Below are 20,103 nucleotides of genomic sequence, written 5' to 3' on the forward strand. Positions count from 1 at the left end.
CCTCGCCCGAGCGGCCTTATTAGGCAGGACTTATTCGATCGGAATAACCCGAACAATCTGCGATCGGATTGGCCCAGCCCACCTGCCCAACCGGGCCAGTGAGCAGACCGCCTGTCTCCGAACCTTTTGTCTGAGTTTGGCCCTTCGCGACATATTGCACCGCCACGCGCCGTTGGTCGCTAACGGAGCATAGTGGAAATCGACAGGCCGACGTCTATTGCAGAGGGCGACGTTGGTGACCCGAAGCGGACATCGCAGCGAGTTGTCATTCTCTTGTAATGATCAATAACTGGCTTGCCTATATGCGCACATGGGCGGTTTCTCTGGCTGCCTGTTGCACCCTTTGCACCAGCGCATTTGCCTGTCTGGGGCCAAGCTTCGAACGCGGGATCGTATTCGAGCACGTCCCGACCGACATCGACGCACCGGTCGTCATAGAAGCAACGATCTATGACGAGACGCAAGTAGGCGACGCGCGTGGCAACCAGACGATCGTAATGAACGCGCGAGTTGATCGAGTGATTAGGGGATCGATCGATGCCAAGTACTTGAGGATATTTGTCTACATCGGAGGCTGTACCCGCGTTGGCGTCGGACAGGGTATCGTTCTCGGAACGCTTCGAGACGATCCTGTGCGCGGGATTATGTTGGAAGCAGTCGCGAGAGCAGACATGCACGCGTGGTCCAAAGAATTCGCGCAAAAGCAAACGGCCCTTTTTAGCACCGCAAAGTGCATGAAAAGCGAGTTCAGTGCCCGTGAGTGCCGCCTTACGGCACTGGCCCGGAGTGGGCCAAACCTTGAAATGCGATTTGGTCTGCTTCTGGGCCAACAGCGGACGTCGGGGCGGTCAGCCGTCTTTGGCAGCTTTGACCCAATGCGGACACGCCGACCAGAACGTCTGCCTACCTCGATTGGCTGCACCCATGCTAACATCACAAGATTGCGAACTCGCTTAGGGGAGAGACCGATGAGGTTGCGGGCGATTCTCGCCGCGTGCTCGATCACGGCTCTTGGAGTGTTCACCATGACATCCGGCGCGATAGGTCAGATGCAGTCAGTCAAGCAGCAGCTAATCGGTACGTGGACCCTGATCGCTTGGGAGCAGAAGAAGGCTGACGGCACGATCGTCAGGCGTTACGGGACTGGCCCGAAGGGTATTGCGTTCTTCGATGCGGATGGACACTACATCATCACGGTGATGAAGTCAGAACGCCCGAAGTATGCGAGCAACGCCTTGTGGCAAGGTACGCCAGAAGAAAACAAGGATACGGCCGACGGAACGATAACCTATTTCGGAACATATTCGACCAGCGAGGCAGATCGTAGCATCACAATTCACGTCGAGGGGAGCTCTTTCCCAAACTGGAATGGCACCGATCAGAAGCGCCTCGTGACGATTGCCGAGGACCAACTAACGCTGACCGTCCGTCCTTCGGGTAGCGATGTGGTCGACGTCACTTGGAAACGAGCAAAGTGATCGGCTCGGGCGATTCCGCTGTTGGCCCTTCGGCGATCTCGGGAGACGTCCGCATTTGCGCAGCTGTTAGCGGACATCGGGCGCCAGCCGCTCAACGAGTACACGGCCTACGCAGTAGACTTGCAAGCGCGGAGCCACGGCCGATTTGAAGCGAGCACTACAATCCCGGTGATCTCGCCGCCCAAGCCTTGGTGGCCTGGCAGCTTTCCATCGCCCTGATGTAGCCAGGACGTGCCGTCGTGCGGGCGAGATAGTCCCGCTCGACAGAACCGGGAACGTAGTTGCCGGTCCGCAGGCCGAGCAGCAGCGCATAGCTCACCGAGATGTCGGCAGCAGTGAAGCGGTCGCCCGCGAGATAGGGGCAATCCGCGAGGCGGCGGATCACGAACCCCAGCCGGCTCTCGAAGGTCTCGAGCGCCCAGCCGGTCACCCGGACATCTCGCTCGGCTGCGGGCGCCAGTTGGCGACCGACAATGACGGCGTTCATCGGCCCGGCGAGACCGGCCTCGCCCAAATGGAGAAATTGCAGGTAGGACGCGAAGGCGGGATCATCAGGGGCGACGGCAAGCGATGCTGAGCCGTGGCGGGCGAGCAGGTACTGAAGAATCGCAATCGATTCGACCATGATCGTCTCGCCGTCCTGCAATACGGGAATGAAGCCGGCCGGGTTGATGGCGAGGAAGTCGCGATCATTGTCGACCGCGAGCAGATCGACCGGGCGCAGCCGATAGGCCAATCCCAGTTCCTCGAGCAGCCAAACAACACGGAAGCCGCGACCTTCGCCATAGACGGTGAGCATGCTTAGGCGCTCCTGGATTGGGCTGGACGTACTAACTCGCAAAGGTGAGCTGCGGCCGCGAACAAGGCGCGTTCCCTCTCCGCCCGCGATGCGGGAGAGTCGATTGCAGAAGCTCGCGCGATTTCGGAATATTAGAAATATATCCCTGATTTGCCCGACGTGTCAAGCGGCCTGGTCAACAGCCGACCGCCGCCGGCTACTGTGCATGGGGTTGTTTTCGATATTTTGACAGCGCCTCCTTCGACGGCCCCTTCACTTCATACTGCCCTAGCCGCTCCCGCCCGGCTCCAGCGCCTCGCCGAGTTGGATCGGATGCGCCATGGTTTCGTGCAACGCATCCTTGTCGAGCTCGCCTTCGGAGAGGCTGATCACGATACAGGCGACGCCGTTGCCGACCAGATTCGTCAGCGCGCGGCACTCGCTCATGAACTTGTCGATGCCGACCAGGATGGCGATCGACTGGATCGGAATGTCGGGCACGATCGACAGCGTCGCGGCGAGCGTGATGAAGCCGGCCCCGGTGACACCGGAGGCGCCCTTCGAGGTGATCATGGCAATGCCGAGAATGCCGAGCTCCTGCCAGATCGTCAGATGCGTGTTGGTGGCCTGCGCCAGGAACAGCGTCGCCAGCGTCATGTAGATATTGGTGCCGTCGAGATTGAAGCTGTAGCCGGTCGGCACCACGAGGCCGACCACCGAGCGCGAGGCGCCGAGATGCTCCATCTTCTGGATCAACTGCGGCAGCACCGTCTCCGACGACGAGGTGCCGAGCACGATCAGGAGCTCGTCCTTGATATAGGCGATGAAGCGGATGATCGAGAAGCCCGCCAGCCGCGCGATCGCGCCGAGCACGATCAGCACGAACAGGATGCTGGTGAGATAGAAGGTAGCGATCAACGCTGCCAGATTTGCGAGCGAACCAAGGCCGTAAGCACCGACCGTGAAGGCCATCGCGCCGAACGCGCCGAGCGGTGCGACGCGGACGATGATGCGGATAATGCCAAAGAACATCTTGGCCGCCTTGTCGATCGCCGCCGATATCGGCTCGCCGGCCGGCCCCATCAGCGCGATGGCAAACCCTGACAGGATCGAGATCAGCAGCACCTGCAGCAGGTCGCCGCGTGCCACCGCACCGAGATAGCTGTCCGGGATGATCGCCATCAGATGGGCGACGATGCCCTGCTCCTTGGCCTGCGTCACGTAAGTGGCGACCGACTTCGGATCAATCGTGGACGGATCGATGTTGAACCCTCGACCCGGTTGCAGCAATTCGCCAACGATCAGGCCGAATGCGAGCGCGACCGTGGACACCGCCTCGAAATAGATCAGGGTCTTCAACCCGACCCGGCCGACACGCTTGAGATCGCCCATCGAGGAGATGCCGTGGACCACGGTGCAGAAGATCACCGGCGCGATCATCATCTTGATCAGCGCGATGAACCCGTCGCCGAGCGGCTTCAATGCCTTGCCGAGATCAGGATAGAAATGCCCGATCAGGACCCCCGCGAAGATCGCGATCAGCACCTGGACGTAAAGGACCTTGTACCAGGGCTGATGCTGGTGATGGGCGGCGGGCTTGATCGCGTCTGTGGTCATGAGGTGCCCCGGGCTGGAAAAGAACTCGACTGGTGATGCCATCTTGGCGGAGCCGCGCGCAAGCGACAATGCCCATTCGCGGCCGCCGCGCGCGCACACGAATCTGTCATAGACTACGACCGGCTCGCACCCCGGAGGCTGAGGATGGAATTCACCGTACTGTTTCTCGCCATCACCATCGCCATGCTGGTGGCCTGGCGTGGTCCGCGTCCCGTCGCGATCGGATTGTTCGCGGTGATCCTGGTCGCTTGCGTCGCAACGTTGCTGCACCACGCCACCGACCGTCTCACTTTGTCGTTCTGAGGCCGGCCATGACCGATACCCAGGCGGTGACCCTCAATGCCCTCGCGCTTTACGGCCTGGCGCTGCTGCTCGCCGCAGCCTTTGCGGCGCAACTGCTGCTGCACGAGCTGCCCTGCCCGCTGTGCTTGTTGCAGCGCACCCTGTTTGCGCTGCTGGCGATCGGACCGATCCTGAACATCCGCTTCGGACCGCGGCCGAGCCATTATGGCTTGTCGCTGCTGACCGCGGTCCTCGGTGCCGCGGTCTCGACAAGGCAGGTGCTGCTGCACATCCTGCCCGGTGACGCCGGCTACGGGTCGGCGCTGCTCGGCTATCACTATTATACGTGGGCGCTGATCGGGTTCATCGCAGCGATCATCCTGCTCGCCGCGATGCTGCTGTTCGACCGCCAGTTCGATCACCGCGCAGCACAAGTCGCCGCGCCCGGCAGGTTCGCGCAAGGAGCGGTGTGGCTGGTGGTCGGGCTGACGGCACTGAACGTGCTCTCGACCTTGCTCGAATGCGGCTTCGGCGCCTGCGCCGACAATCCGGTCGTGTATGAGCTGTTGAAGCGGGGTTAGGCGCGCTTCGGGATATTCAGCCCGCGTTCCACCGCCGGCCGCTTGAGACCGCGCTCGAGCCAGGCCGCGACGTGGGTGAACCGGTCGAATTCGACCAGCTCGCGCGCGCCGTAGAAGCCGATCAGATTGCGCACCCATCCGAGCATCGAGATGTCGGCGATGGAGTATTCATCGTCCATGAACCATTGCCGTCCGGCGAGATGCGTCTCCATCACGCCGAGCAGGCGCGCGGACTCCGCGACGTAGCGCTGCAACGGCCGCTTGTCCTCATAGTCCTTGCCGGCGAATTTGTGGAAGAAGCCGACCTGGCCGAACATCGGCCCGATGCCGCCGATCTGGAAATGCACCCACTGGATCGCCTGGTAGCGACGCGCCGCATCCTGAGGCAGCAGCTTGCCGGTCTTCTCGGCGAGATATTGCAGGATGGCGCCGGATTCGAACAACGGCAGCGGCTTGCCGCCGGGACCGTTGGGATCGAGGATCGCCGGGATCTTGCCGTTCGGGTTCAGCGACAGGAACTCCGGCGTCTTCTGGTCGTCCTTGTTGAAGTCGACCAGATGCACCTCGTAGGGCAGCCCGATCTCCTCGAGCATGATCGAGACCTTCACGCCGTTCGGCGTCGGCAGCGAATAGAGCTGCAGGCGGTCCGGATGCTGGGCCGGCCAGCGCTTTGTGATGGGGAAAGCTGAGAGGTCGGTCATGTCGACATTCTTTGCACGGTTGTTGTTGGGTGGCTAATGTACGGAGCCAAGTGAAAGCCGCAAGGTCTGCAACCGGCCATGAACGATCAAGGGAACGATCAAGCGACAGGCACAAAGCTCGGCCTCTCCGACGACGAGCTCGCAGCACATCCGACCGTGTTCGCAGCCGATGCGCTGGCCGGTCAGGTGGTCGTCGTGTCCGGCGGTGCCGGCGGCATCGGCCGTGCCATCGCATGGCTGTTCGCCAGGCTCGGCGCCCATGTCGTCGTGGTCGGCCGTAATGCCGACAAGCTCGATGCGCTGGTCGATCATCTCGGCCATCGTGGCCTGAAGGCGTCCGCGCATGTCGCCGACATCAGGGATGCCGACGCGGTCAACGCGACGTTCGATACGCTGTGGACCGAGCATGGCCGCGTCGATCACCTCGTCAACAGCGCCGGCGGCCAGTTCCCGCAAGCCGCGATCGATGTCTCGATCAAGGGCTGGAATGCGGTGATCAACACCAATCTCAACGGCACCTGGTACATGATGCAGGCCGCGGCGCAGCGCTGGCGCGACCGCGCGCATCCCGGCAGCATCGTCAATATCGTCGTGGTCACGACCCACGGGCTCTACGGCATCGCCCACTCGATCGCGGCGCGCTCCGGCGTGATCGGGCTGTCGCGCGCGCTCGCGGTCGAATGGGCGCCGCTGCACATCCGCATCAACTGCATCGCGCCCGGCGCGATCGAGACCGAGGGCTGGAACGTCTACAGCGAGTCGGCGCGCGCCGCCTATCCGCGCTCCAATCCGATGATGCGCCCGGGCACCCCGTGGGACATCGCGGAAGCCGCCGTCTACCTCGCCGCGCCGTCGGGCAAATTCATCACCGGCGAGATGCTGACCGTCGACGGCGGCGGCCAGCATTGGGGCGAGACCTGGACCACCGGCAAGCCGGATTATTTCAGCGGCGGCGGCTAGCGTGCCGCCGCCCTCACCGATCTCCGTGCACCGGACCGTCAGAGCACGCACCCGTAATGGGCCGATGACACCAGCCTTGTGTATTTGTCGTGCACCGATCCCGGCCGCACAGTGTACTGCGGCGCGCGCCAGGCGGCCATGCGGCTCGCGATCTCATCGGCGGAGAGCTCGACATTCAGGGTCCGCGCCACCGGATCGATCACGATGATGTCACCATCGCGCACCGCCGCGATCGGTCCGCCGCGCGCCGCCTCGGGCGAGATGTGCCCGATCAGGATGCCGTGCGAGACCCCGGAGAAGCGGCCGTCGGTGATCAGCGCAACGTCCTCGCCAAGACCGCGACCCTGCAGCTGGATCGTCAGCATCACCATTTCCGGCATGCCGGGGCCGCCGACCGGACCGACATTTCGCACCACGATGACGGTGCCGGGCTTTATCGAGCCGGCGCGGATCGCCGCCATGGTATCGGCCTCGGAGTCGAACACCCGCGCCGTGCCGCGGAAGACGCCCTTCTCCAGCGTCTTGCCCGACAGCCTCAAGAGGCAGCTTTCGGGAGCGATATTGCCCTTGAGCACACTTATATGCCGGTTCGGCGGCGCCACCGGATTCGACACCGGCGAAACGACCTCCTGACGTGCCATCTCGTCCAGCGTCGGCACCGCGGCGAGATTCTCCGCCAGCGTCTTGCCGGTCACCGTCATGACGTCACCATGCAGCAGGCCGTTGCGCAGCAATTCCTTCATCACCACCGGCACGCCGCCGATCGCATGCAGGCTGCCCATCGCGAACGGACCATGCGGCTGCAAATTGGCGAGCAGCGGAATCCGCTCGCCCACCGCCTGCACGCGCTCGATCGTGATCGGCACCTGCGCCTCGCGCGCCACCGCGAGCAGATGCAAATACATGTTGGTCGAACCGCCCATCGCATAGACCGTCGCGATCGCATTGTCGAAGGCGCGTTCGGTCATGATGTCGCGTGGCCGGATGCCTGCCGCCATCAGCCGGTACAGCGCATCGACCGAGGCGCGGGCCTGGGCACGCACGTCGGCATGAATATCCTTGCCGGCGCCGTAGTCGGCCGGATGCGAGGCACCGCGCGGCAGCATCATGCCGATCGCCTCCGCGATCGTGCTCATCGTGTTGGCGGTGAACATCGCACCGCAGGTGCCGCTGCCCGGCATTACATTGCGCTCGAGCTCGAGCATCTCGTCCGCCGAGATCCGGCCGGCCTCGTGCGCGGCCCGGCCCTCGGCATAGTCCATGATGGTGAGGTTTTCGCCCTGGGCGGCCCACGCACCGAACGACACCCGCCCCGGCGAGCTGGTGCCGGGATAGAGCACGAGGCCAAACGCATTGGTGCGCGCCAGCGGCATCAGCGCCGCGGCACCGGTCTTGTCGCAACCGGAGATCACGATCATCGCATCGCCGTGATGGGCATAGTGGCCGATCTCGAAGCAATCGGCGACGACGTCACGCGACACCAAACTATAACCAGCGGTCGGTGATCCCTGGGTCAGCGCATCCGACACAGCCGGCGCGCCGACAATCAGCCCCTGCCCGCCGCGTTCGGCGAGCAGCTCGACCAGGAGATCGGTGATGGTCCGCACCCGGTTGTTGCAGCGATGCGCATTGGTGTAGGCGCTCGCAATCGTGACCACGGCGTTGGTCGCGATGGCGCGGTCGGGCTCGAAGCCGGCCGCACGCAACTCGACGCGGGCTCGCTTCCAATATTCGCTGCTGTCCTTGGTCGCGTTGTCCTGGGTCACGATGATTTCCACCCTTTGATTGGTTGCGGGCTCGTTGGCGAGCCCGATACGCGCATCTGGCCGATCAGGCGCCCTTGCCGTCGTCGAAGCTGACGATGACGGCGGCGTTCGCGATCAGGATCGGATCGTTGCCGAGATCGGACGGAATCTCGAGCCCGCCCCCGATCGCCTTCACCGTCTTGGTGCCATAGGGCAGTTCCCTGGCGACCGCTTCGATATCGACATCTTCGGGATTCGGCACGGCGATCGTGACATCGACGAACATGTCGTTGGCGGTCTTGCCGAGCATGCGGAAGAAGCCGAGGCTGGAATGGCGGATCGCGTCCGAGACCGCCCGCTTGGCGGCCTTGGTGGCGTCGCGGCCGTGAACGTCGACGCCCATGCCCATTTCGGTGATACAGCGCACGCGTGTCATGAAACTTTCCTGTTGTCGTTGGCGTGAGAGACTGATCACTCCTTCGACCGCCACGCCCCCGGCGTCAAGCCGGGCCCCTTGCCTCACCCACGCGGTTGTGATCGCCGCGCGCGAGCATCCATGCCGCGAGGCCGGCAAGGATTGCCGCCGCAACCACCATGACGGAGGCCGCGCCCCAGCCCCACGCCGAGACCACCGTGCCGACCGCAATCGGCCCGGTCACCTGGCCGAAATTGCTGCCCGTCATCAAGAGCCCCATCATGACCGGCACCATCGCCGCCGAGCGCGCCGCCGCGGGTGCGGTCGCAAGCAATGTCGCGGGGATCAGTCCGCCGGTCGCGGAGAACAGCAGGCACAGAAGGAATGCCCCCCACCCGCCGAGCGCCGGCAGGAAAATTCCGAGCGCGGAGGCGCCCATCACGATTGCGGCCACGGCGATCAGCAGGGTGCGGCTCGCGCCGCGCGCGAGCAGCTTGCCTGCGGTGAGATTGCCGACGACGTTGCCGGCCGCCGCCAAGGCACTGAGCCCGCCGGCGCTCTGGCTGGAGACGCCGAGCCGCTCGGTCAAAAGGATCGGCAGGAAGCTGAACAGCGCAAAGAACATCAGGCTGTAAAGCGCAAACAGCACCATCAGCAGCGCCGGGGTGCGCCGACGCGCCAGCGCGGTCGCCTCCTGCAACAGCCCGGTGCGCGCCGGGCCGGTCCGCGATGCCACGCCCGGCACGAAGATGCCGACGAGCACGAACAGCACGGCGGCAAAAGCAGCGCTGGCCCACCAGATCGCGCGCCAGCTCCCGAACATCGGACCGGCGACCAACGCCAGCGCGATCCCGAACGGCATCACGCAGCTCCACACCGCCATGGTGACGTCGCGCGCGCCGACATCGACGACACGATCGAGCAATGCGGGCGCTGCGACCATCACCAGCAGGAAGCCGAGCCCTTCCAGCAGGCGTGATGCCACGAGCACTGTAAGCTGCGGCGCCAGCGCGCCCGAAGCCGCACCGAGCGCGATCGAGGCCAGCCCGCATAGCAACACCCTGCGCGTACCAACCGCGGCGATCACGACGCCAGCCGGGACGCTGCCGACCAGCCCTAACACCGCAAAGACACCTGCGACCGTTCCGACCGCGGCGAGGTCGATGCCGAGGCTCTGCTGCAACATCGACGCGGCGATCGGCACCTTCCCGACCTGCAGGGCGGCGCCGATCCCGCAGCCCATCACGATGGCAACCGTCGCCCATCGCTTCGTCTCGCTCTGCTGCACCACGGCCGTCTCGATCGTCATGCGTTCACTACCCCTGCTCAACCCATGACAAATAGCGTTTCCAGGCCATCGACAGGAGTGATATGTTTTGCATCCAATTGATCGATTTCATAGATCATGCTCGATAACCTCACGCTCGATCAGATCCGGGTCTTTGTCGCCATCGCCGAGAGCGGCAGCTTTCGCGCCGCCGCGACCAGGCTGGCGCGGGTGCAGTCCGCGGTCAGCCACGCGGTCGCCAATCTCGAGGCCGAGCTCGGCCTCATGCTGTTCGATCGCTCCAGCCATCGCCCGGCGCTGACGGCCGAAGGCAAGGCGTTGCTCGGCAACGCGCGCGACATCCTGCTCCGCGTCGACGCGATGCGGGCGCGGGCCCACGGCCTCGGCGAAGGGGTGGAGTCGGAACTTGCGCTCGTCGTCGACACGCTGTTTCCGATCGCCGCCGTCGGCGCGGCGCTGACGGAGATGCGGGCCGCCTATCCGTCCGTGAGCGTTCGGCTTGCAGTCGAACCGATGGGTGGGCCGATCGCCGCCCTGACCGAACGGCGCAGCGCGCTCGCCGTGACCGTCGGCGAGGATTTTCGCGATCCCCGCCTCGCGCTCGACGCCATCTGCGCGGTGCAGATGGTCGCCGTCGCATCCGCAAGCCATCCGCTCGCGCGTCGCGGTCGCAAGACCGTCGCCGACCTCGCCGATCATTTGCAGATCGTGCTGTCGGATCCGACGCCGCTGTCGGAGGGCCGCAGCTTCGGTGTGCTCTCGCCGCAGATCTGCCGGGTGAGCAATCAGGACACCAAGCACGCCATGATCCTCGCCGGGCTCGGCTGGGGCCGGCTGCCGCTCTGGCAGGTGTCGCGCGACCTCAGGGAGCGTCGCCTGGTGCGGGTCGAAACCGGCGCGCTCGGCCGCAACGCCGCACTCGCGATGGAAGCCTATCTCGCGCACCGGCTCGACGAACCGCTCGGCCCCGCCGCACGCACGTTTGCGGATGCGCTGACGCGGATTGCCGCGCGCAAGCACACGCCGAAGACCAAGGCGACGGCGGCGAAGAAACACTGAGCCGCCGCTGTTGCTCGTCCGCTCCCGCTACGGTCCGCTCGCAAGCGCCTCAAACCTCGATCTCGCCGCTGCGGATCGCGAGCCGGATGGCTTGCGCCGTTGTCGCGACACCCAGCCGAAGCCGCACCCGTCGCAGATGGTTCTCGACCGTGCGTTCCGACAGCCCGAGCGAGGCCGCTATATCGGCCTGCCGCCGGCCTGCGGCGACCCAGCGCAACACTTCACGCTCGCGCGGCGACAGGCTCGACGCACCGTTCGGCTCGTGCGCTTCGATCAGCCGTCGGGCGGCGCGGAAGGCCGCGGCGCCGATCATGGTCAGCACCGCGCGTGTCCGCGCCGACGCATCGATCCGCGTCCCGGCGAAGCTCATCGCACCTTCGAGCCCGGTGCGCCCGAACACCGGGACCTGCAATCCGTGGAAACCCGGTCCGCGCGGTGTGCGCACCACGCGGTATTTCTCACCGCGCGCCGACATCACCTTGGTCCAGAAAAACGGCTCATCCACATTGAGGAAATTGCGCGTCACCGGGCAATGCCGGACATAGGTCTCGGCATCGACCGTCACGCCCTTGCCGAACCAGTCGCCCTCGACCCAGTAGATGCTGTCAACCAGATCCTCACGCGCCGGCGACGCCGAGAACATCACGAACCGGTCGTAGCCAAGCGGCACGCTGGTCGACCGCACAGCCGACTGGATCGCGGACAAGCTCTCACTGCCCTCGATCGCAACCACGGCTTCGATGTAACGGTCCATGTCGATGCCATCGAGTTTCGGCAAGCCCGGCCGTGAGCGGCCAAGCGTGTTGAGGAGTTTCCCTCAACCCGAATAGACCTGCAAGCCGAGCGGGTGGCGTGGTGGGTTCGCCTCGCCGCCTGCCTAACCGTTGGCTTCAACGCCCGCCGAGCGTATCGAGCAAGGCCTTTGCGGCCGCCTTGCCGACATTGTTGGCGGCGAACGGACTGTCACCGGTGATCAGCTTGCGATCCTGATACGTCTTGCCGGTGATGTCCTCGTTCAGAATCTCGACGCCGAGCGCCTGCAGCTGTTCGCCGAAGGCCCAGGTCAGCGCGCCCGGCATGTAGCCTGTATCGGGCGTCGTGCGATCGATGGCGTCGGGGAATGCGCAGATCTTGTAGCCCTTGAAGGGATAGTCGCCCTTGGCCTCGCCGACCGCGGACGCCAGCAGCGCCGCCGGGCCATGGCAGAGCGAGATGATATGCTTGTCGTTGTCGAGCGCCCATTTCAGAGTGGCCTTCACATCGAGGCTTTCGGGAAGACCGATCAGCGCCCCATGGCCGCCCGGAATGAACACCGCGACGTAGTCTGAATCCTTGCCCAGCTTGTTTTCGATCACGTCGGAGAGCTTGAGCGGCTGCTTCAGCCTGCCGAGATATTTCTGGTAGATGCTCTTGACCGCGTCGTCCTCCTTCGGGAACGCCCAGAGCTCAAACTTGACCGGATTGCCGGACACGGTCGCGATGTCGAATTCGAAGCCGGCCTTGTCGAGGTGATACATCGGCAACAAGGTCTCGACCGGATGATTGCCTGTCGAGAACATCGTGCCGTTCTGCAACAGCAGATAGCGCTCGTCGGCGGCGATCATCAGAATTTTCCAGCGGCCGCCCTTGTAGGCGTTGGGATAGTCCGCGCCGGAGAGATCCGACTTGGCCGAGGTGAACTGCCCAAGCGAGTAAGGCGACGGAAAAAAGGCGTTGTTCTCCGCCGGATCGGCTACGGGACGCTTGTCCTGGGATTGCTCGGACATCGAGATATCCTCTCTCGTCGTGTTGCGGTCCGGCAAAGGTAAGCCCGACGTGCGAAATCACGAATGGGGGATTTCCCTCAATGACGCGTGAGAAGGACAAGTCTGGTGACGCATCACGCCTTCGGCGCGACCGCCGCAAACGCCGCCAGCGTCCGCTCGACCGCCGCACGATCGATATGGCGATGCGTGACAAGGCGAAGTTGGCTTGCGCCGCTGGCCTGCACCAGGATGTCGTGCGCTTTGAGGCGCGATGCCCACTCGGCTGCACTCTGCGCGCTGCCCGACGTATCGATGCGCAGGATGTTGGTCTGCACATGGCCGGGCTCGGCGAGCGCCGGGTCGAGCCACGCCAGCCCGCGTGCGAGTCGTTGAGCCGCCTCATGATCGTCGCGCAGACGCGCGATCATGCTGTTGAGCGCGACGAGGCCGGCGGCGGCGATCACACCGGCCTGGCGCATGTTGCCGCCGATGAAGCGGCGGAATGCCCGCGCTTGCGCAATCAGGGCGGCATCGCCGACCAGCAGGCTGCCGATCGGCGCGCTCAGTCCCTTCGAGACGCAGAACATCAAGCTGTCGGCATGCGCGGCAATCTGCTGGGCGCTCCCCCCGAGCGCCACGGCCGCGTTGAACAGACGCGCCCCGTCGACATGGACGGCAATGCCGTTGCTGCGGCCGAGTGCATGAACCCGCGCCATGTGCGCCAGCGGCAGCACGGCGCCGCCGGCACCATTGTGAGTGGTCTCCATCCAGATCAGCGCCGGTCGCGGCCGTCCCGCCGATGCGGTGGCGCTGATGGCCTGCGCCAGCGGCTCCTCCTGCATCGCGCCGCGATGGCTCGGGATCGGTCGCGGCACCAGGCCCGCCACCGTCACCACGCTGCCGATCTCCGAATTGAACAGATGCGCGCCGGCGTCGGAAAACACCTCCCCGCCCCGCCCCCCATGCGCAAGCATTGCCAGCAGATTTCCCATGGTGCCGCTCGGCACGAACAAGGCCGCGGTCTTGCCGGCCAGATCGGCCGCCTTCTGCTCGAGCGCGCGCACGGTCGGATCGCCGTCGCGGCTGTCGTCGCCGAGCGGCGCACTGCGCATCGCCTCGAACATGGCATCCGTCGGCAATGTCACGGTATCGCTGCGCAGGTCGACGATCTCGGCCGCGCACTGTGGATGGGCTGAGCTCATCATGCGTCCTGGGTCTTCAGCGCAAACGGCGCAGCTTCCGGCGTCTCGACGGGAAGCTCGCCGCCAAAGCGCTGCACCAGCTTCACCGCAACCGTGTTGCCGAACACGTTGATCGCAGTACGGCCCATGTCGAGGAAGGCATCGACGCCGGCGATGATCGCGAGCGCCTCGACCGGCAGGCCGATCGCCGACAACACCATGGCGATGGCGACGAGGCCGCCGGAGGGAACGTTGGCGCTGCCCTTGCTGGCGATGGTGGTGACCATCACGATGGTCAGGAGCGTCGACCAGGTCAGTGTCACGCCATAGGCCTCGGCCAGAAATGTCACGGCAAGCGCGAAGTACATGATCGCACCGTCGCGGTTGAAGGCGTAACCGAGCGGCAGCACCACCGAGACGATCCGGTTCGGCACACCCATCGCCTGCAGCTTCTCCATGTGGAGCGGCAGCGTGACCTCCGAGGAGCGGGTGGAGAATGCCAGCAGCATCGGCTCCATCACCGCCTTGGTCACCGCGATCGGCTTCTCGCCGATCGCAAGCAGGATCAGCCAGAAGATCACGACCATGATGGCGAGGCCGAGATACATCACGGCCACGAGCTTGGCGAGCGCGACCACCGTCGCCAGCCCCTGGGTCGCGAACAGCCAGGACATGATCGCGAACACCGCGATCGGCGCCAGCGACGTGATCCACTTGGTCATCTTGAACATCGCCGCCATCACGGCTTCGAGGACAGCAACCATCGGCTCGCCGACTTTGCCGATCGAGGCCAGCGCCAACCCGAACAGGATCGCGAACACGAGCGTCGGCAGGATCTTCTGCTCGGCCATTGCCGCCACGATGTTGGACGGGATCATGTCCATGAAGAACTTGATCCAGTCGACCGACACCGCGAGGTTGGCCGGCACCTTCCCGGTCGCCGCCAACGGCGCGCCGGCGCCGGGATGGAAGATCCCGTTGAGCAGGAGCCCGATCAGGATCGAGATCACGGTCGCCAGGTAGAAATAGCCGAGGCAGATCACGACGACGCGGCCCAGCACCTTGAGCTCGCTGCCCATCCGGTAGATGCCGAGCGCGACCGAGGAGAGCACCACCGGGATCACGATCATCTTCACCGCTTCGACGAAAGCGGTGCCGACCGGTCGCAGGCTCGCGCCGACATCCGGCCAGAGCAGACCGACGGTAAGGCCCGCGACCAGTCCGATCAACATCTGAACCGCGAGCGGTAATTTCAAAGCGCGCCGCAGGCCCGATCGTTCGCTCATGAGCGCTGGTCTCCGATTGCCGAATGGTGCGGCCGCACGGCGCCGAGCGCCCTCAGCCGTGCCTCGAATGCCGACGACAAATGCCGCCACATCAGCTGCTGCGCGCCTTCGGGATCCTGCGCCTCGACCGCGGCATGGATGTCGAGATGCTCGCTGACGGCCTGGCGGGTGCGCTCGACGTTGTATTGCGGCATCTTTTGCAGCGCGAGCCCGCTTTGCGCGCGCAGATTGTCGTAGGCCTGGACCAGCCGGCTGTTGCCGGTGGCGCGGAACAGCTCGTCGTGAAAGCTCCAGCCGGCCTGCTGCGCCTCCTCGACGTCGATCGCGGCGCGCGACTTGATGCGGCGCAGCTCCCTGGCGCATTGCGCCAGGCCCTCGGTCGGTCCACGCGTCGCGGCGAGATAGGCCGCCATGCCTTCGAGTGCGAGCCGCAGCTCGTGGATCTCGCGCAGATCATCGAACGACAATTGCCGCACGAAGGTACCGCGCATCGGATGAATCGTGAGCAGGCCGTCTTTCGCCAGCGCCTTCAACGCCTCGCGCACCGGCGTTCGCCCGAGCGCGAGCCGGTCCGACAGGCTGCGTTCCGACAATGGCTCATCCGGTGCGAACTCGCCCGACATCACGAGGTCGCGGATGCGCGCATAGGCCTGGTCGCGGTGAAGAGCGGCTGACATAACTGACATACCAGCATCATGTCAGTGGTATGTCAAGCGCGCCGGGGCCTCATCACGTCGGACATTCGCAGGGCTTCCGCCCGGCAGCGATGTCCTTCACAACGTCGCGAGCCCGCGCGCCAGCTTCCCGTCGTTTCGCTCCAATTCATCTATGCGGCCGGATAGTGCGCGCGACCGATCCCGGTCTCGCAAGGAGCCGTGCACCATGCCGATCAGCCGCCGGCGAGCGCTGACGCTTGCCTCGCTTTTCGTGGCGAGCCCGCTGCTCGGCAGCGAAAGCCGTGCCGAACAAGTGTCGGTCCCCGGCGCGGCCAGCTTCGACATGGCGACCTTCACGGCGACGTCGGGCGGCGACGCCGACGCGGCCTTCGCCAAAGCGCTGGCTGCCGTCGCCAAGGCAGCGGCGGAGGCGAGCAAGGCCGGGCCGGTTCACATCGTCATCAACCTCGAGAAGAACGCCAGCTACCGGATCAAGCGGCCGCTCGCGTTCAGGCAGCTGCACGGCTTCGAGCTCAACGGCAATGGCGCGCAGCTGATCAACACGACGCGCAGCGGGATCTTCGCGATCTCCGGCTGCAACCGCCTCACCCTCCGCGATCTCACCATCGACTACGACCCGCTGCCCTTCACCCAGGGCACGATCACGGCCTTCGACAAGCAGGCGGTCGATATCACGGTGAAGGTCGACCCCGGCTATCCCGACGATGCTGCGCTGCTGGCCACCTTTACGGATGGCTTCTTCAAGGTGATGGACCGTCATAACCGTGCACTGAAGACCGGCGCCAGGGATTTCCTCTCACCGGCCCATACCACGCGCCTCGTCGACGGCTTGATCAAGGTGCATCTGCACTGGAGTGCCAACGATCGTTTCCCGAGCCAGCTGCCGATCGCAGTTGGTGATGTCGTGACCATCGCAAACGGCGGCGCGCACGCCATCGCCGTGGACTCCAGCGTCGCCACCAGCCTGATCGACCTGAAGCTCTTGGCCTCGCCGGGCATGGGCATCGTCGAGAATGGCGGCGACGGCTCGATGATGCTGCAAAAGGTCTCGGTCGTTCCGGGCCCCCGGCCGAAGGGCGCAGCGACCGACCGCCTGATCTCGACCAACTCCGACGGCTCGCACTTCACTGCGGTCACGCGCGGTCCGACCTTGGAGGACCAGCGGCAGCGGAACACTCAGCGCGATCTACGTCGGCATGGTGCCGCCGGAAGGGGCCAAGGGATTTCAGGACAATTTCCAGAACCGGCACGTCATCATCGAAGGCAATCACATCGACGATTCCTACATCTACGCGATCTTCGTCAGCAATGCCGACGGCGCCAGGATCGCCGGCAATGTGATCGGCCAGACTTTTGTGCGCGGCAACGCCTTCGGGGCCGGCGATTTCTTCGGCATCAAGCCGGACAGCGCGATCTTCGTCGGCCGCGCCAGGAATGTCGAGATAAGCAACAACGTCGCCGCACGCGGCAAGATCGCGACCACCCCCGTCGCGATCGATCCCAGTTGCGACAAGCGCACGGTGCACCTCGCCGGCAACCGGCTAGCCTGAGCCTCTCTTATTGGCCCGGCTTCTGCAGCACCGTGATGTGCAGACGGCGGCGGATCCCCATGCCCTGGCGTCGGTACAGCGCGATCGCCGAGACATTGCTGGTGAAGACGTGCAGGAACGGAATCTCGCCGCGCGCCACGATCTGGCGGCCGACCGCAGACAGCAGCGCCTGCGCGTAGCCGCGGCCGCGGTGGTCCGGATGCACGCAGACCGCGGTCATCTCGGTATAGTTCCCCGGCTTCATCCGCTCCCCGGTCATCGCGACCAGCTCGCCGCCAACGCGGATGCCGAAAAAGTTGCCGAGCTCATGGGCCCGCGCGCTGAACGGTCCGGGTTTCGTCAGTTCCGTCAACGCCATCATTGCGGGAACGTCGGCAGCGCCGAGCCTGACGATCTCGACGCCGGGCGCAGAAAAATCCGCAGGCGTGCCGATCATCTGCTCGCCGGTCTCAGCCAGCAGCACCTTGAACTCCGGCGGCACGGGAACAGGATCGGGCGTGAACAGCACCGCGAACTCCTGTCCCGACAACAGCGCGCCGAGCGCGGCAAAACTCTCCGGCGACATGTCGACCATGTCGGCGAAGGGGGCGATCGCGAGCGGAAAGCGGCGGGCATCGGCGCCGCCTTGCGCCAGGTCGCGTTGCCGTGTGGTCAGCGCGCTCCAGATCGGGCGATCAAGCGGGTGAATGGACGGGACTTCGGACATACGGCGCTTCGCTCCTGATTTTCTTGGAGCAGAGCAAGAAGCGCCGACAAAATCCAGCGTGGCGTGATGCCGTTGCGGCTCACAATCACGCCAGCAGGATTTTCAGTCTTCGCGCCTGGTGGCTCAGGCAGAGCTCGGTGCCACCCTTGAGCGGCACGAAGCCATTTCTGATCGCACACGAACTTGCGGCTGCGTCATTGCTGCAGGATTTCAGCGGCCGCGCGGTCGAGGATTTTCGCGATGCGCCGCGCCTCGGCGGCATCGCAGCCGCGCTTCTGCCGCAGCGCGCTCTTCAGCGCGTGACGCGCGCGGTGAATATCGTCGGACGCCTCGCTGTCGAGATCGCTCACGCCGGCGAAGGCTTCGCGAACCTCCTCCATGCGACGGCCGATCCGCGACAGCGCTTCGAGAATGGTGTCCGCAGTGGCGCGGTTCTCGGCGAGATGCGCCTTGCCCTGCTCGGTGATGCTGTAGAGCTTGCGCGCCGCGTCCTTGGTGACGCTGGCGTGCCCGATCTCCTCGAGGAATGTCAGCGCCGGATAGATCACGCCCGGGCTCGGGCTGTAGAAGCCGTCCGACCGCTCCTCGATCTTCTTGATCAGCTCGTAGCCGTGCGCCGGCTGCTCGCCGAGCAGCGCCAGGATCACGAGTTGCAGATCCTGCGACGAGAGCCGCCGCGATCCCGGAAAATCGCCGCCGCCGCCCCGTCCGAAGAAGCCATGGCCGCCGCGGCCAAAGCGGTGACCGCCCCGGCCGTGCCGGCCCATGGCGAAAAACCCGAACCGGAAGCCGTCATCGTCCCGGTCGCGAAACATCGATCGTCTCATTGTTCACTTCCTTACTAAAAACATATCTTACGATATATCTATAGATCGAAGAACGCCAACCCACGTTTCCGTGAATGACCGCGCCCTTTGCCGGCCGGCCGCTCCGGGCGGTGCTTTGGGGCTTCAGGAATCTTGAGGGGTCATTTGCGGCTGCTCGTCCAACGTTGGAGCAGAAACAGCGTGATCATGCCGACGGGCCAACAGATGAAGAGCGCCCGCTCCCAAACCTTGAAATCGGTGTACTCGGAAAGCGTGTGAGGTTGGCCCTGCTTTCCACAGTATCCGCTGGCGCAAATGTGCAGTGGAGCATCCGGAAACCTGGCGAGACCATAGAGGAAGAGCGCCGCCATCAGGAGCGCGACGCAATACGTCGCGACGCGCGCGGTGGTGACGCCCCTAAGCCAATTTGGAAGGGTACTGCCCATGTCGCAAATATGCGACGTTGACGGTGAACATTCCACTCAATCCCGTGATCCATGCGCCCCAAGACCTTCGAAACACACTGCCTGCGCCTGCCCGCCGCCACCAAGGTGGTGCAATGGGAGGGCACGTCGGTGTTCAAGGTCGGCGGCAAGATGTTCGCGCTGGCCGGCGGCTTCATCGAGCGCTCCGGCGGCTTCATGTTCAAGACTTCGAACATGGCCTATCAGCTCCTGATCGAGCAGGAGCTGGCGCGGCCGGCGCCGTATCTGGCGCGCGCCAAATGGGTGCAATTGATCGGCAACGATGCCCTGCCCGACGCCGAGCTCAAGGCCTATCTCGATCAGGCGCACGCAATCATTGCCGCGAAGCTGACGCGGAAATCGCGCAAGGCGCTCGGGCTCGATTGACCGGCCGGGGCTCAGCCGCCCAGCGGCTGGTCGGAATCGCCCGACAGCAATTTTGGAAACAGCTCCTTGAAGGCGAACTTGTCTTCGCCCTTGGCGCGGTGGAAACGCAGTACGACGTCAAACCGGCTGGCGTCCCATTTGGTGGGCGGCTTGCCCTTGCTGACTGGTATCAACGGAAGGACGTCGGCAATGATCGCCTTGTGCTCCCAGCACAGCAGCACGACGCCGTTCAGCGCCAGCAGCGCCGTGATCAGCGCCGGCTCATGACCTTTGCCAAGGGCGACTATGCGAGGCCTGACGCGATCTATGCCGCGACGCCCGGCACCACGCCCAACCGGGGTCCGAGCAGCCGTCCCGCTGAGACGATCTCAGCGCTGGCGGCGCGTCTTGGCGCGAC

General features: G+C 64.8%; 24 protein-coding genes. 7 read left to right on the forward strand and 17 right to left on the reverse strand.

Annotated elements, in window-relative coordinates:
- Nucleotides 1–968: 968 nt before the first annotated feature.
- Entirely contained in the window at nucleotides 969–1,478 is a 510-nt protein-coding gene (locus FNJ47_RS32555; protein WP_163160031.1) for a lipocalin-like domain-containing protein, read from the forward strand.
- A gap of 157 nt (nucleotides 1,479–1,635) precedes the next feature.
- Here FNJ47_RS32555 and FNJ47_RS32560 read toward each other — a convergent pair whose 3' ends face one another.
- A complete protein-coding gene (locus FNJ47_RS32560; protein WP_163160032.1) occupies nucleotides 1,636–2,277 on the reverse strand; it encodes a glutathione S-transferase family protein in 642 nt (213 codons plus the stop codon).
- A 267-nt stretch (nucleotides 2,278–2,544) separates the two neighbouring features.
- Nucleotides 2,545–3,873 carry a dicarboxylate/amino acid:cation symporter gene (locus tag FNJ47_RS32565; protein ID WP_163160033.1) on the reverse strand — a complete coding sequence of 443 codons (1,329 nt, stop codon included), beginning with the start codon at nucleotides 3,871–3,873 and terminating at the stop codon, nucleotides 2,545–2,547.
- A gap of 144 nt (nucleotides 3,874–4,017) precedes the next feature.
- Here FNJ47_RS32565 and FNJ47_RS49960 point away from each other — a divergent pair, with 144 nt between their 5' ends.
- Nucleotides 4,018–4,176, forward strand: coding sequence for a DUF5993 family protein (locus FNJ47_RS49960; protein ID WP_165445965.1), 159 nt, complete (start codon nucleotides 4,018–4,020; stop codon nucleotides 4,174–4,176).
- 8 nt (nucleotides 4,177–4,184) lie between these two features.
- On the forward strand, nucleotides 4,185–4,736 hold the full coding sequence (locus tag FNJ47_RS32570) for a disulfide bond formation protein B (RefSeq protein WP_163160034.1): 552 nt from the start codon (nucleotides 4,185–4,187) through the stop codon (nucleotides 4,734–4,736).
- On the opposite strand, the gene FNJ47_RS32575 is transcribed toward FNJ47_RS32570, so the two are convergent.
- A complete protein-coding gene (locus FNJ47_RS32575; RefSeq protein WP_163160035.1) occupies nucleotides 4,733–5,437 on the reverse strand; it encodes a glutathione S-transferase family protein in 705 nt (234 codons plus the stop codon). The two genes, FNJ47_RS32570 and FNJ47_RS32575, sit on opposite strands and share 4 nt — an antisense overlap.
- Nucleotides 5,438–5,515: 78 nt before the next feature.
- Here FNJ47_RS32575 and FNJ47_RS32580 point away from each other — a divergent pair, with 78 nt between their 5' ends.
- The gene (locus tag FNJ47_RS32580) at nucleotides 5,516–6,397 is read left to right on the forward strand and encodes an SDR family oxidoreductase (RefSeq protein ID WP_163160036.1); all 882 of its coding nucleotides are present in this window, start codon (nucleotides 5,516–5,518) and stop codon (nucleotides 6,395–6,397) included.
- Between the two features lie 38 nt (nucleotides 6,398–6,435).
- Here FNJ47_RS32580 and ilvD read toward each other — a convergent pair whose 3' ends face one another.
- The 3 genes from ilvD to FNJ47_RS32595 all read right to left on the reverse strand — a co-directional run bounded on the left by ilvD (nucleotide 6,436) and on the right by FNJ47_RS32595 (nucleotide 9,866).
- On the reverse strand, nucleotides 6,436–8,163 hold the full coding sequence (ilvD, locus tag FNJ47_RS32585) for a dihydroxy-acid dehydratase domain-containing protein (RefSeq protein WP_163160037.1): 1,728 nt from the start codon (nucleotides 8,161–8,163) through the stop codon (nucleotides 6,436–6,438).
- A gap of 64 nt (nucleotides 8,164–8,227) precedes the next feature.
- Complete coding sequence (locus FNJ47_RS32590; protein ID WP_163160038.1) at nucleotides 8,228–8,578, reverse strand: Lin0512 family protein; 351 nt, start codon at nucleotides 8,576–8,578, stop codon at nucleotides 8,228–8,230.
- Nucleotides 8,579–8,642: 64 nt separating this feature from the next.
- Nucleotides 8,643–9,866 (reverse strand): MFS transporter, encoded by a 1,224-nt coding sequence (locus FNJ47_RS32595; protein ID WP_163160039.1) that lies wholly within the window; start codon nucleotides 9,864–9,866, stop codon nucleotides 8,643–8,645.
- Nucleotides 9,867–9,962: 96 nt separating this feature from the next.
- Between FNJ47_RS32595 and FNJ47_RS32600 the strand changes: the two genes are divergently transcribed.
- Nucleotides 9,963–10,904: a LysR family transcriptional regulator gene (locus FNJ47_RS32600; protein ID WP_163160040.1), complete on the forward strand. Its 942-nt coding sequence runs from the start codon at nucleotides 9,963–9,965 to the stop codon at nucleotides 10,902–10,904.
- A 49-nt stretch (nucleotides 10,905–10,953) separates the two neighbouring features.
- Here FNJ47_RS32600 and FNJ47_RS32605 read toward each other — a convergent pair whose 3' ends face one another.
- From FNJ47_RS32605 to FNJ47_RS32635, 7 genes are all read right to left on the reverse strand, one after another.
- On the reverse strand, nucleotides 10,954–11,658 hold the full coding sequence (locus FNJ47_RS32605) for a PA1136 family autoinducer-binding transcriptional regulator (protein ID WP_163160041.1): 705 nt from the start codon (nucleotides 11,656–11,658) through the stop codon (nucleotides 10,954–10,956).
- 136 nt (nucleotides 11,659–11,794) lie between these two features.
- Nucleotides 11,795–12,670, reverse strand: a complete 876-nt coding sequence (gene hchA, locus FNJ47_RS32610; RefSeq protein ID WP_163160042.1) for a glyoxalase III HchA — start codon at nucleotides 12,668–12,670, stop codon at nucleotides 11,795–11,797.
- Between the two features lie 113 nt (nucleotides 12,671–12,783).
- Nucleotides 12,784–13,851: a GntG family PLP-dependent aldolase gene (locus FNJ47_RS32615; RefSeq protein ID WP_163160043.1), complete on the reverse strand. Its 1,068-nt coding sequence runs from the start codon at nucleotides 13,849–13,851 to the stop codon at nucleotides 12,784–12,786.
- Nucleotides 13,851–15,116: a dicarboxylate/amino acid:cation symporter gene (locus tag FNJ47_RS32620; RefSeq protein WP_236000223.1), complete on the reverse strand. Its 1,266-nt coding sequence runs from the start codon at nucleotides 15,114–15,116 to the stop codon at nucleotides 13,851–13,853. The genes FNJ47_RS32615 and FNJ47_RS32620 overlap by 1 nt, the downstream gene beginning before the upstream one ends.
- Nucleotides 15,113–15,802, reverse strand: a complete 690-nt coding sequence (locus FNJ47_RS32625; RefSeq protein ID WP_163160044.1) for a GntR family transcriptional regulator — start codon at nucleotides 15,800–15,802, stop codon at nucleotides 15,113–15,115. The genes FNJ47_RS32620 and FNJ47_RS32625 overlap by 4 nt, the downstream gene beginning before the upstream one ends.
- Nucleotides 15,803–15,938: 136 nt before the next feature.
- A complete protein-coding gene (locus FNJ47_RS32630; protein WP_163160045.1) occupies nucleotides 15,939–16,553 on the reverse strand; it encodes a hypothetical protein in 615 nt (204 codons plus the stop codon).
- On the reverse strand, nucleotides 16,550–16,930 hold the full coding sequence (locus FNJ47_RS32635) for a hypothetical protein (RefSeq protein WP_163160046.1): 381 nt from the start codon (nucleotides 16,928–16,930) through the stop codon (nucleotides 16,550–16,552). The genes FNJ47_RS32630 and FNJ47_RS32635 overlap by 4 nt, the downstream gene beginning before the upstream one ends.
- A gap of 59 nt (nucleotides 16,931–16,989) precedes the next feature.
- On the opposite strand from FNJ47_RS32635, the gene FNJ47_RS32640 reads away from it, so the two are divergent.
- Nucleotides 16,990–17,343 carry a hypothetical protein gene (locus FNJ47_RS32640; protein WP_163160047.1) on the forward strand — a complete coding sequence of 118 codons (354 nt, stop codon included), beginning with the start codon at nucleotides 16,990–16,992 and terminating at the stop codon, nucleotides 17,341–17,343.
- A gap of 7 nt (nucleotides 17,344–17,350) precedes the next feature.
- On the opposite strand, the gene FNJ47_RS32645 is transcribed toward FNJ47_RS32640, so the two are convergent.
- From FNJ47_RS32645 to FNJ47_RS32655, 3 genes are all read right to left on the reverse strand, one after another.
- The gene (locus FNJ47_RS32645) at nucleotides 17,351–18,049 is read right to left on the reverse strand and encodes a GNAT family N-acetyltransferase (RefSeq protein ID WP_163160048.1); all 699 of its coding nucleotides are present in this window, start codon (nucleotides 18,047–18,049) and stop codon (nucleotides 17,351–17,353) included.
- A gap of 194 nt (nucleotides 18,050–18,243) precedes the next feature.
- Nucleotides 18,244–18,816: a PadR family transcriptional regulator gene (locus FNJ47_RS32650; RefSeq protein WP_430649431.1), complete on the reverse strand. Its 573-nt coding sequence runs from the start codon at nucleotides 18,814–18,816 to the stop codon at nucleotides 18,244–18,246.
- A gap of 200 nt (nucleotides 18,817–19,016) precedes the next feature.
- The gene (locus tag FNJ47_RS32655) at nucleotides 19,017–19,301 is read right to left on the reverse strand and encodes a hypothetical protein (RefSeq protein ID WP_163160049.1); all 285 of its coding nucleotides are present in this window, start codon (nucleotides 19,299–19,301) and stop codon (nucleotides 19,017–19,019) included.
- A 51-nt stretch (nucleotides 19,302–19,352) separates the two neighbouring features.
- On the opposite strand from FNJ47_RS32655, the gene FNJ47_RS32660 reads away from it, so the two are divergent.
- Nucleotides 19,353–19,706, forward strand: coding sequence for an MmcQ/YjbR family DNA-binding protein (locus FNJ47_RS32660; RefSeq protein ID WP_163160050.1), 354 nt, complete (start codon nucleotides 19,353–19,355; stop codon nucleotides 19,704–19,706).
- A gap of 11 nt (nucleotides 19,707–19,717) precedes the next feature.
- Here FNJ47_RS32660 and FNJ47_RS32665 read toward each other — a convergent pair whose 3' ends face one another.
- The gene (locus FNJ47_RS32665; protein WP_175068449.1) at nucleotides 19,718–19,927 is read right to left on the reverse strand and encodes a hypothetical protein; all 210 of its coding nucleotides are present in this window, start codon (nucleotides 19,925–19,927) and stop codon (nucleotides 19,718–19,720) included.
- Between the last annotated feature and the right edge of the window lie 176 nt (nucleotides 19,928–20,103).

This window comes from Bradyrhizobium uaiense (assembly GCF_010811875.1).
GTDB lineage: Bacteria > Pseudomonadota > Alphaproteobacteria > Rhizobiales > Xanthobacteraceae > Bradyrhizobium > Bradyrhizobium uaiense.

What these genes read in the sequence shown, in the direction of transcription:
- hchA (WP_163160042.1), bottom strand. Translation starts at nt 12,670, where the DNA reads ATGTCCGAGCAATCCCAGGACAAGCGTCCCGTAGCCGATCCGGCGGAG.
- FNJ47_RS32580 (WP_163160036.1), top strand. Translation starts at nt 5,516, where the DNA reads ATGAACGATCAAGGGAACGATCAAGCGACAGGCACAAAGCTCGGCCTC.
- FNJ47_RS32600 (WP_163160040.1), top strand. Translation starts at nt 9,963, where the DNA reads ATGCTCGATAACCTCACGCTCGATCAGATCCGGGTCTTTGTCGCCATC.
- FNJ47_RS32630 (WP_163160045.1), bottom strand. Translation starts at nt 16,553, where the DNA reads ATGACGGTCCATCACCTTGAAGAAGCCATCCGTAAAGGTGGCCAGCAG.
- FNJ47_RS32620 (WP_236000223.1), bottom strand. Translation starts at nt 15,116, where the DNA reads ATGAGCGAACGATCGGGCCTGCGGCGCGCTTTGAAATTACCGCTCGCG.
- FNJ47_RS32625 (WP_163160044.1), bottom strand. Translation starts at nt 15,802, where the DNA reads ATGTCAGTTATGTCAGCCGCTCTTCACCGCGACCAGGCCTATGCGCGC.
- FNJ47_RS32565 (WP_163160033.1), bottom strand. Translation starts at nt 3,873, where the DNA reads ATGACCACAGACGCGATCAAGCCCGCCGCCCATCACCAGCATCAGCCC.
- FNJ47_RS32575 (WP_163160035.1), bottom strand. Translation starts at nt 5,437, where the DNA reads ATGACCGACCTCTCAGCTTTCCCCATCACAAAGCGCTGGCCGGCCCAG.
- FNJ47_RS32560 (WP_163160032.1), bottom strand. Translation starts at nt 2,277, where the DNA reads ATGCTCACCGTCTATGGCGAAGGTCGCGGCTTCCGTGTTGTTTGGCTG.
- FNJ47_RS32660 (WP_163160050.1), top strand. Translation starts at nt 19,353, where the DNA reads ATGCGCCCCAAGACCTTCGAAACACACTGCCTGCGCCTGCCCGCCGCC.
- FNJ47_RS32615 (WP_163160043.1), bottom strand. Translation starts at nt 13,851, where the DNA reads ATGAGCTCAGCCCATCCACAGTGCGCGGCCGAGATCGTCGACCTGCGC.
- FNJ47_RS32645 (WP_163160048.1), bottom strand. Translation starts at nt 18,049, where the DNA reads ATGTCCGAAGTCCCGTCCATTCACCCGCTTGATCGCCCGATCTGGAGC.
- FNJ47_RS32590 (WP_163160038.1), bottom strand. Translation starts at nt 8,578, where the DNA reads ATGACACGCGTGCGCTGTATCACCGAAATGGGCATGGGCGTCGACGTT.
- FNJ47_RS32640 (WP_163160047.1), top strand. Translation starts at nt 16,990, where the DNA reads ATGGTGCCGCCGGAAGGGGCCAAGGGATTTCAGGACAATTTCCAGAAC.
- FNJ47_RS49960 (WP_165445965.1), top strand. Translation starts at nt 4,018, where the DNA reads ATGGAATTCACCGTACTGTTTCTCGCCATCACCATCGCCATGCTGGTG.
- FNJ47_RS32655 (WP_163160049.1), bottom strand. Translation starts at nt 19,301, where the DNA reads ATGGGCAGTACCCTTCCAAATTGGCTTAGGGGCGTCACCACCGCGCGC.
- FNJ47_RS32595 (WP_163160039.1), bottom strand. Translation starts at nt 9,866, where the DNA reads ATGACGATCGAGACGGCCGTGGTGCAGCAGAGCGAGACGAAGCGATGG.
- FNJ47_RS32555 (WP_163160031.1), top strand. Translation starts at nt 969, where the DNA reads ATGAGGTTGCGGGCGATTCTCGCCGCGTGCTCGATCACGGCTCTTGGA.
- FNJ47_RS32605 (WP_163160041.1), bottom strand. Translation starts at nt 11,658, where the DNA reads ATGGACCGTTACATCGAAGCCGTGGTTGCGATCGAGGGCAGTGAGAGC.
- FNJ47_RS32650 (WP_430649431.1), bottom strand. Translation starts at nt 18,816, where the DNA reads ATGGGCCGGCACGGCCGGGGCGGTCACCGCTTTGGCCGCGGCGGCCAT.
- FNJ47_RS32570 (WP_163160034.1), top strand. Translation starts at nt 4,185, where the DNA reads ATGACCGATACCCAGGCGGTGACCCTCAATGCCCTCGCGCTTTACGGC.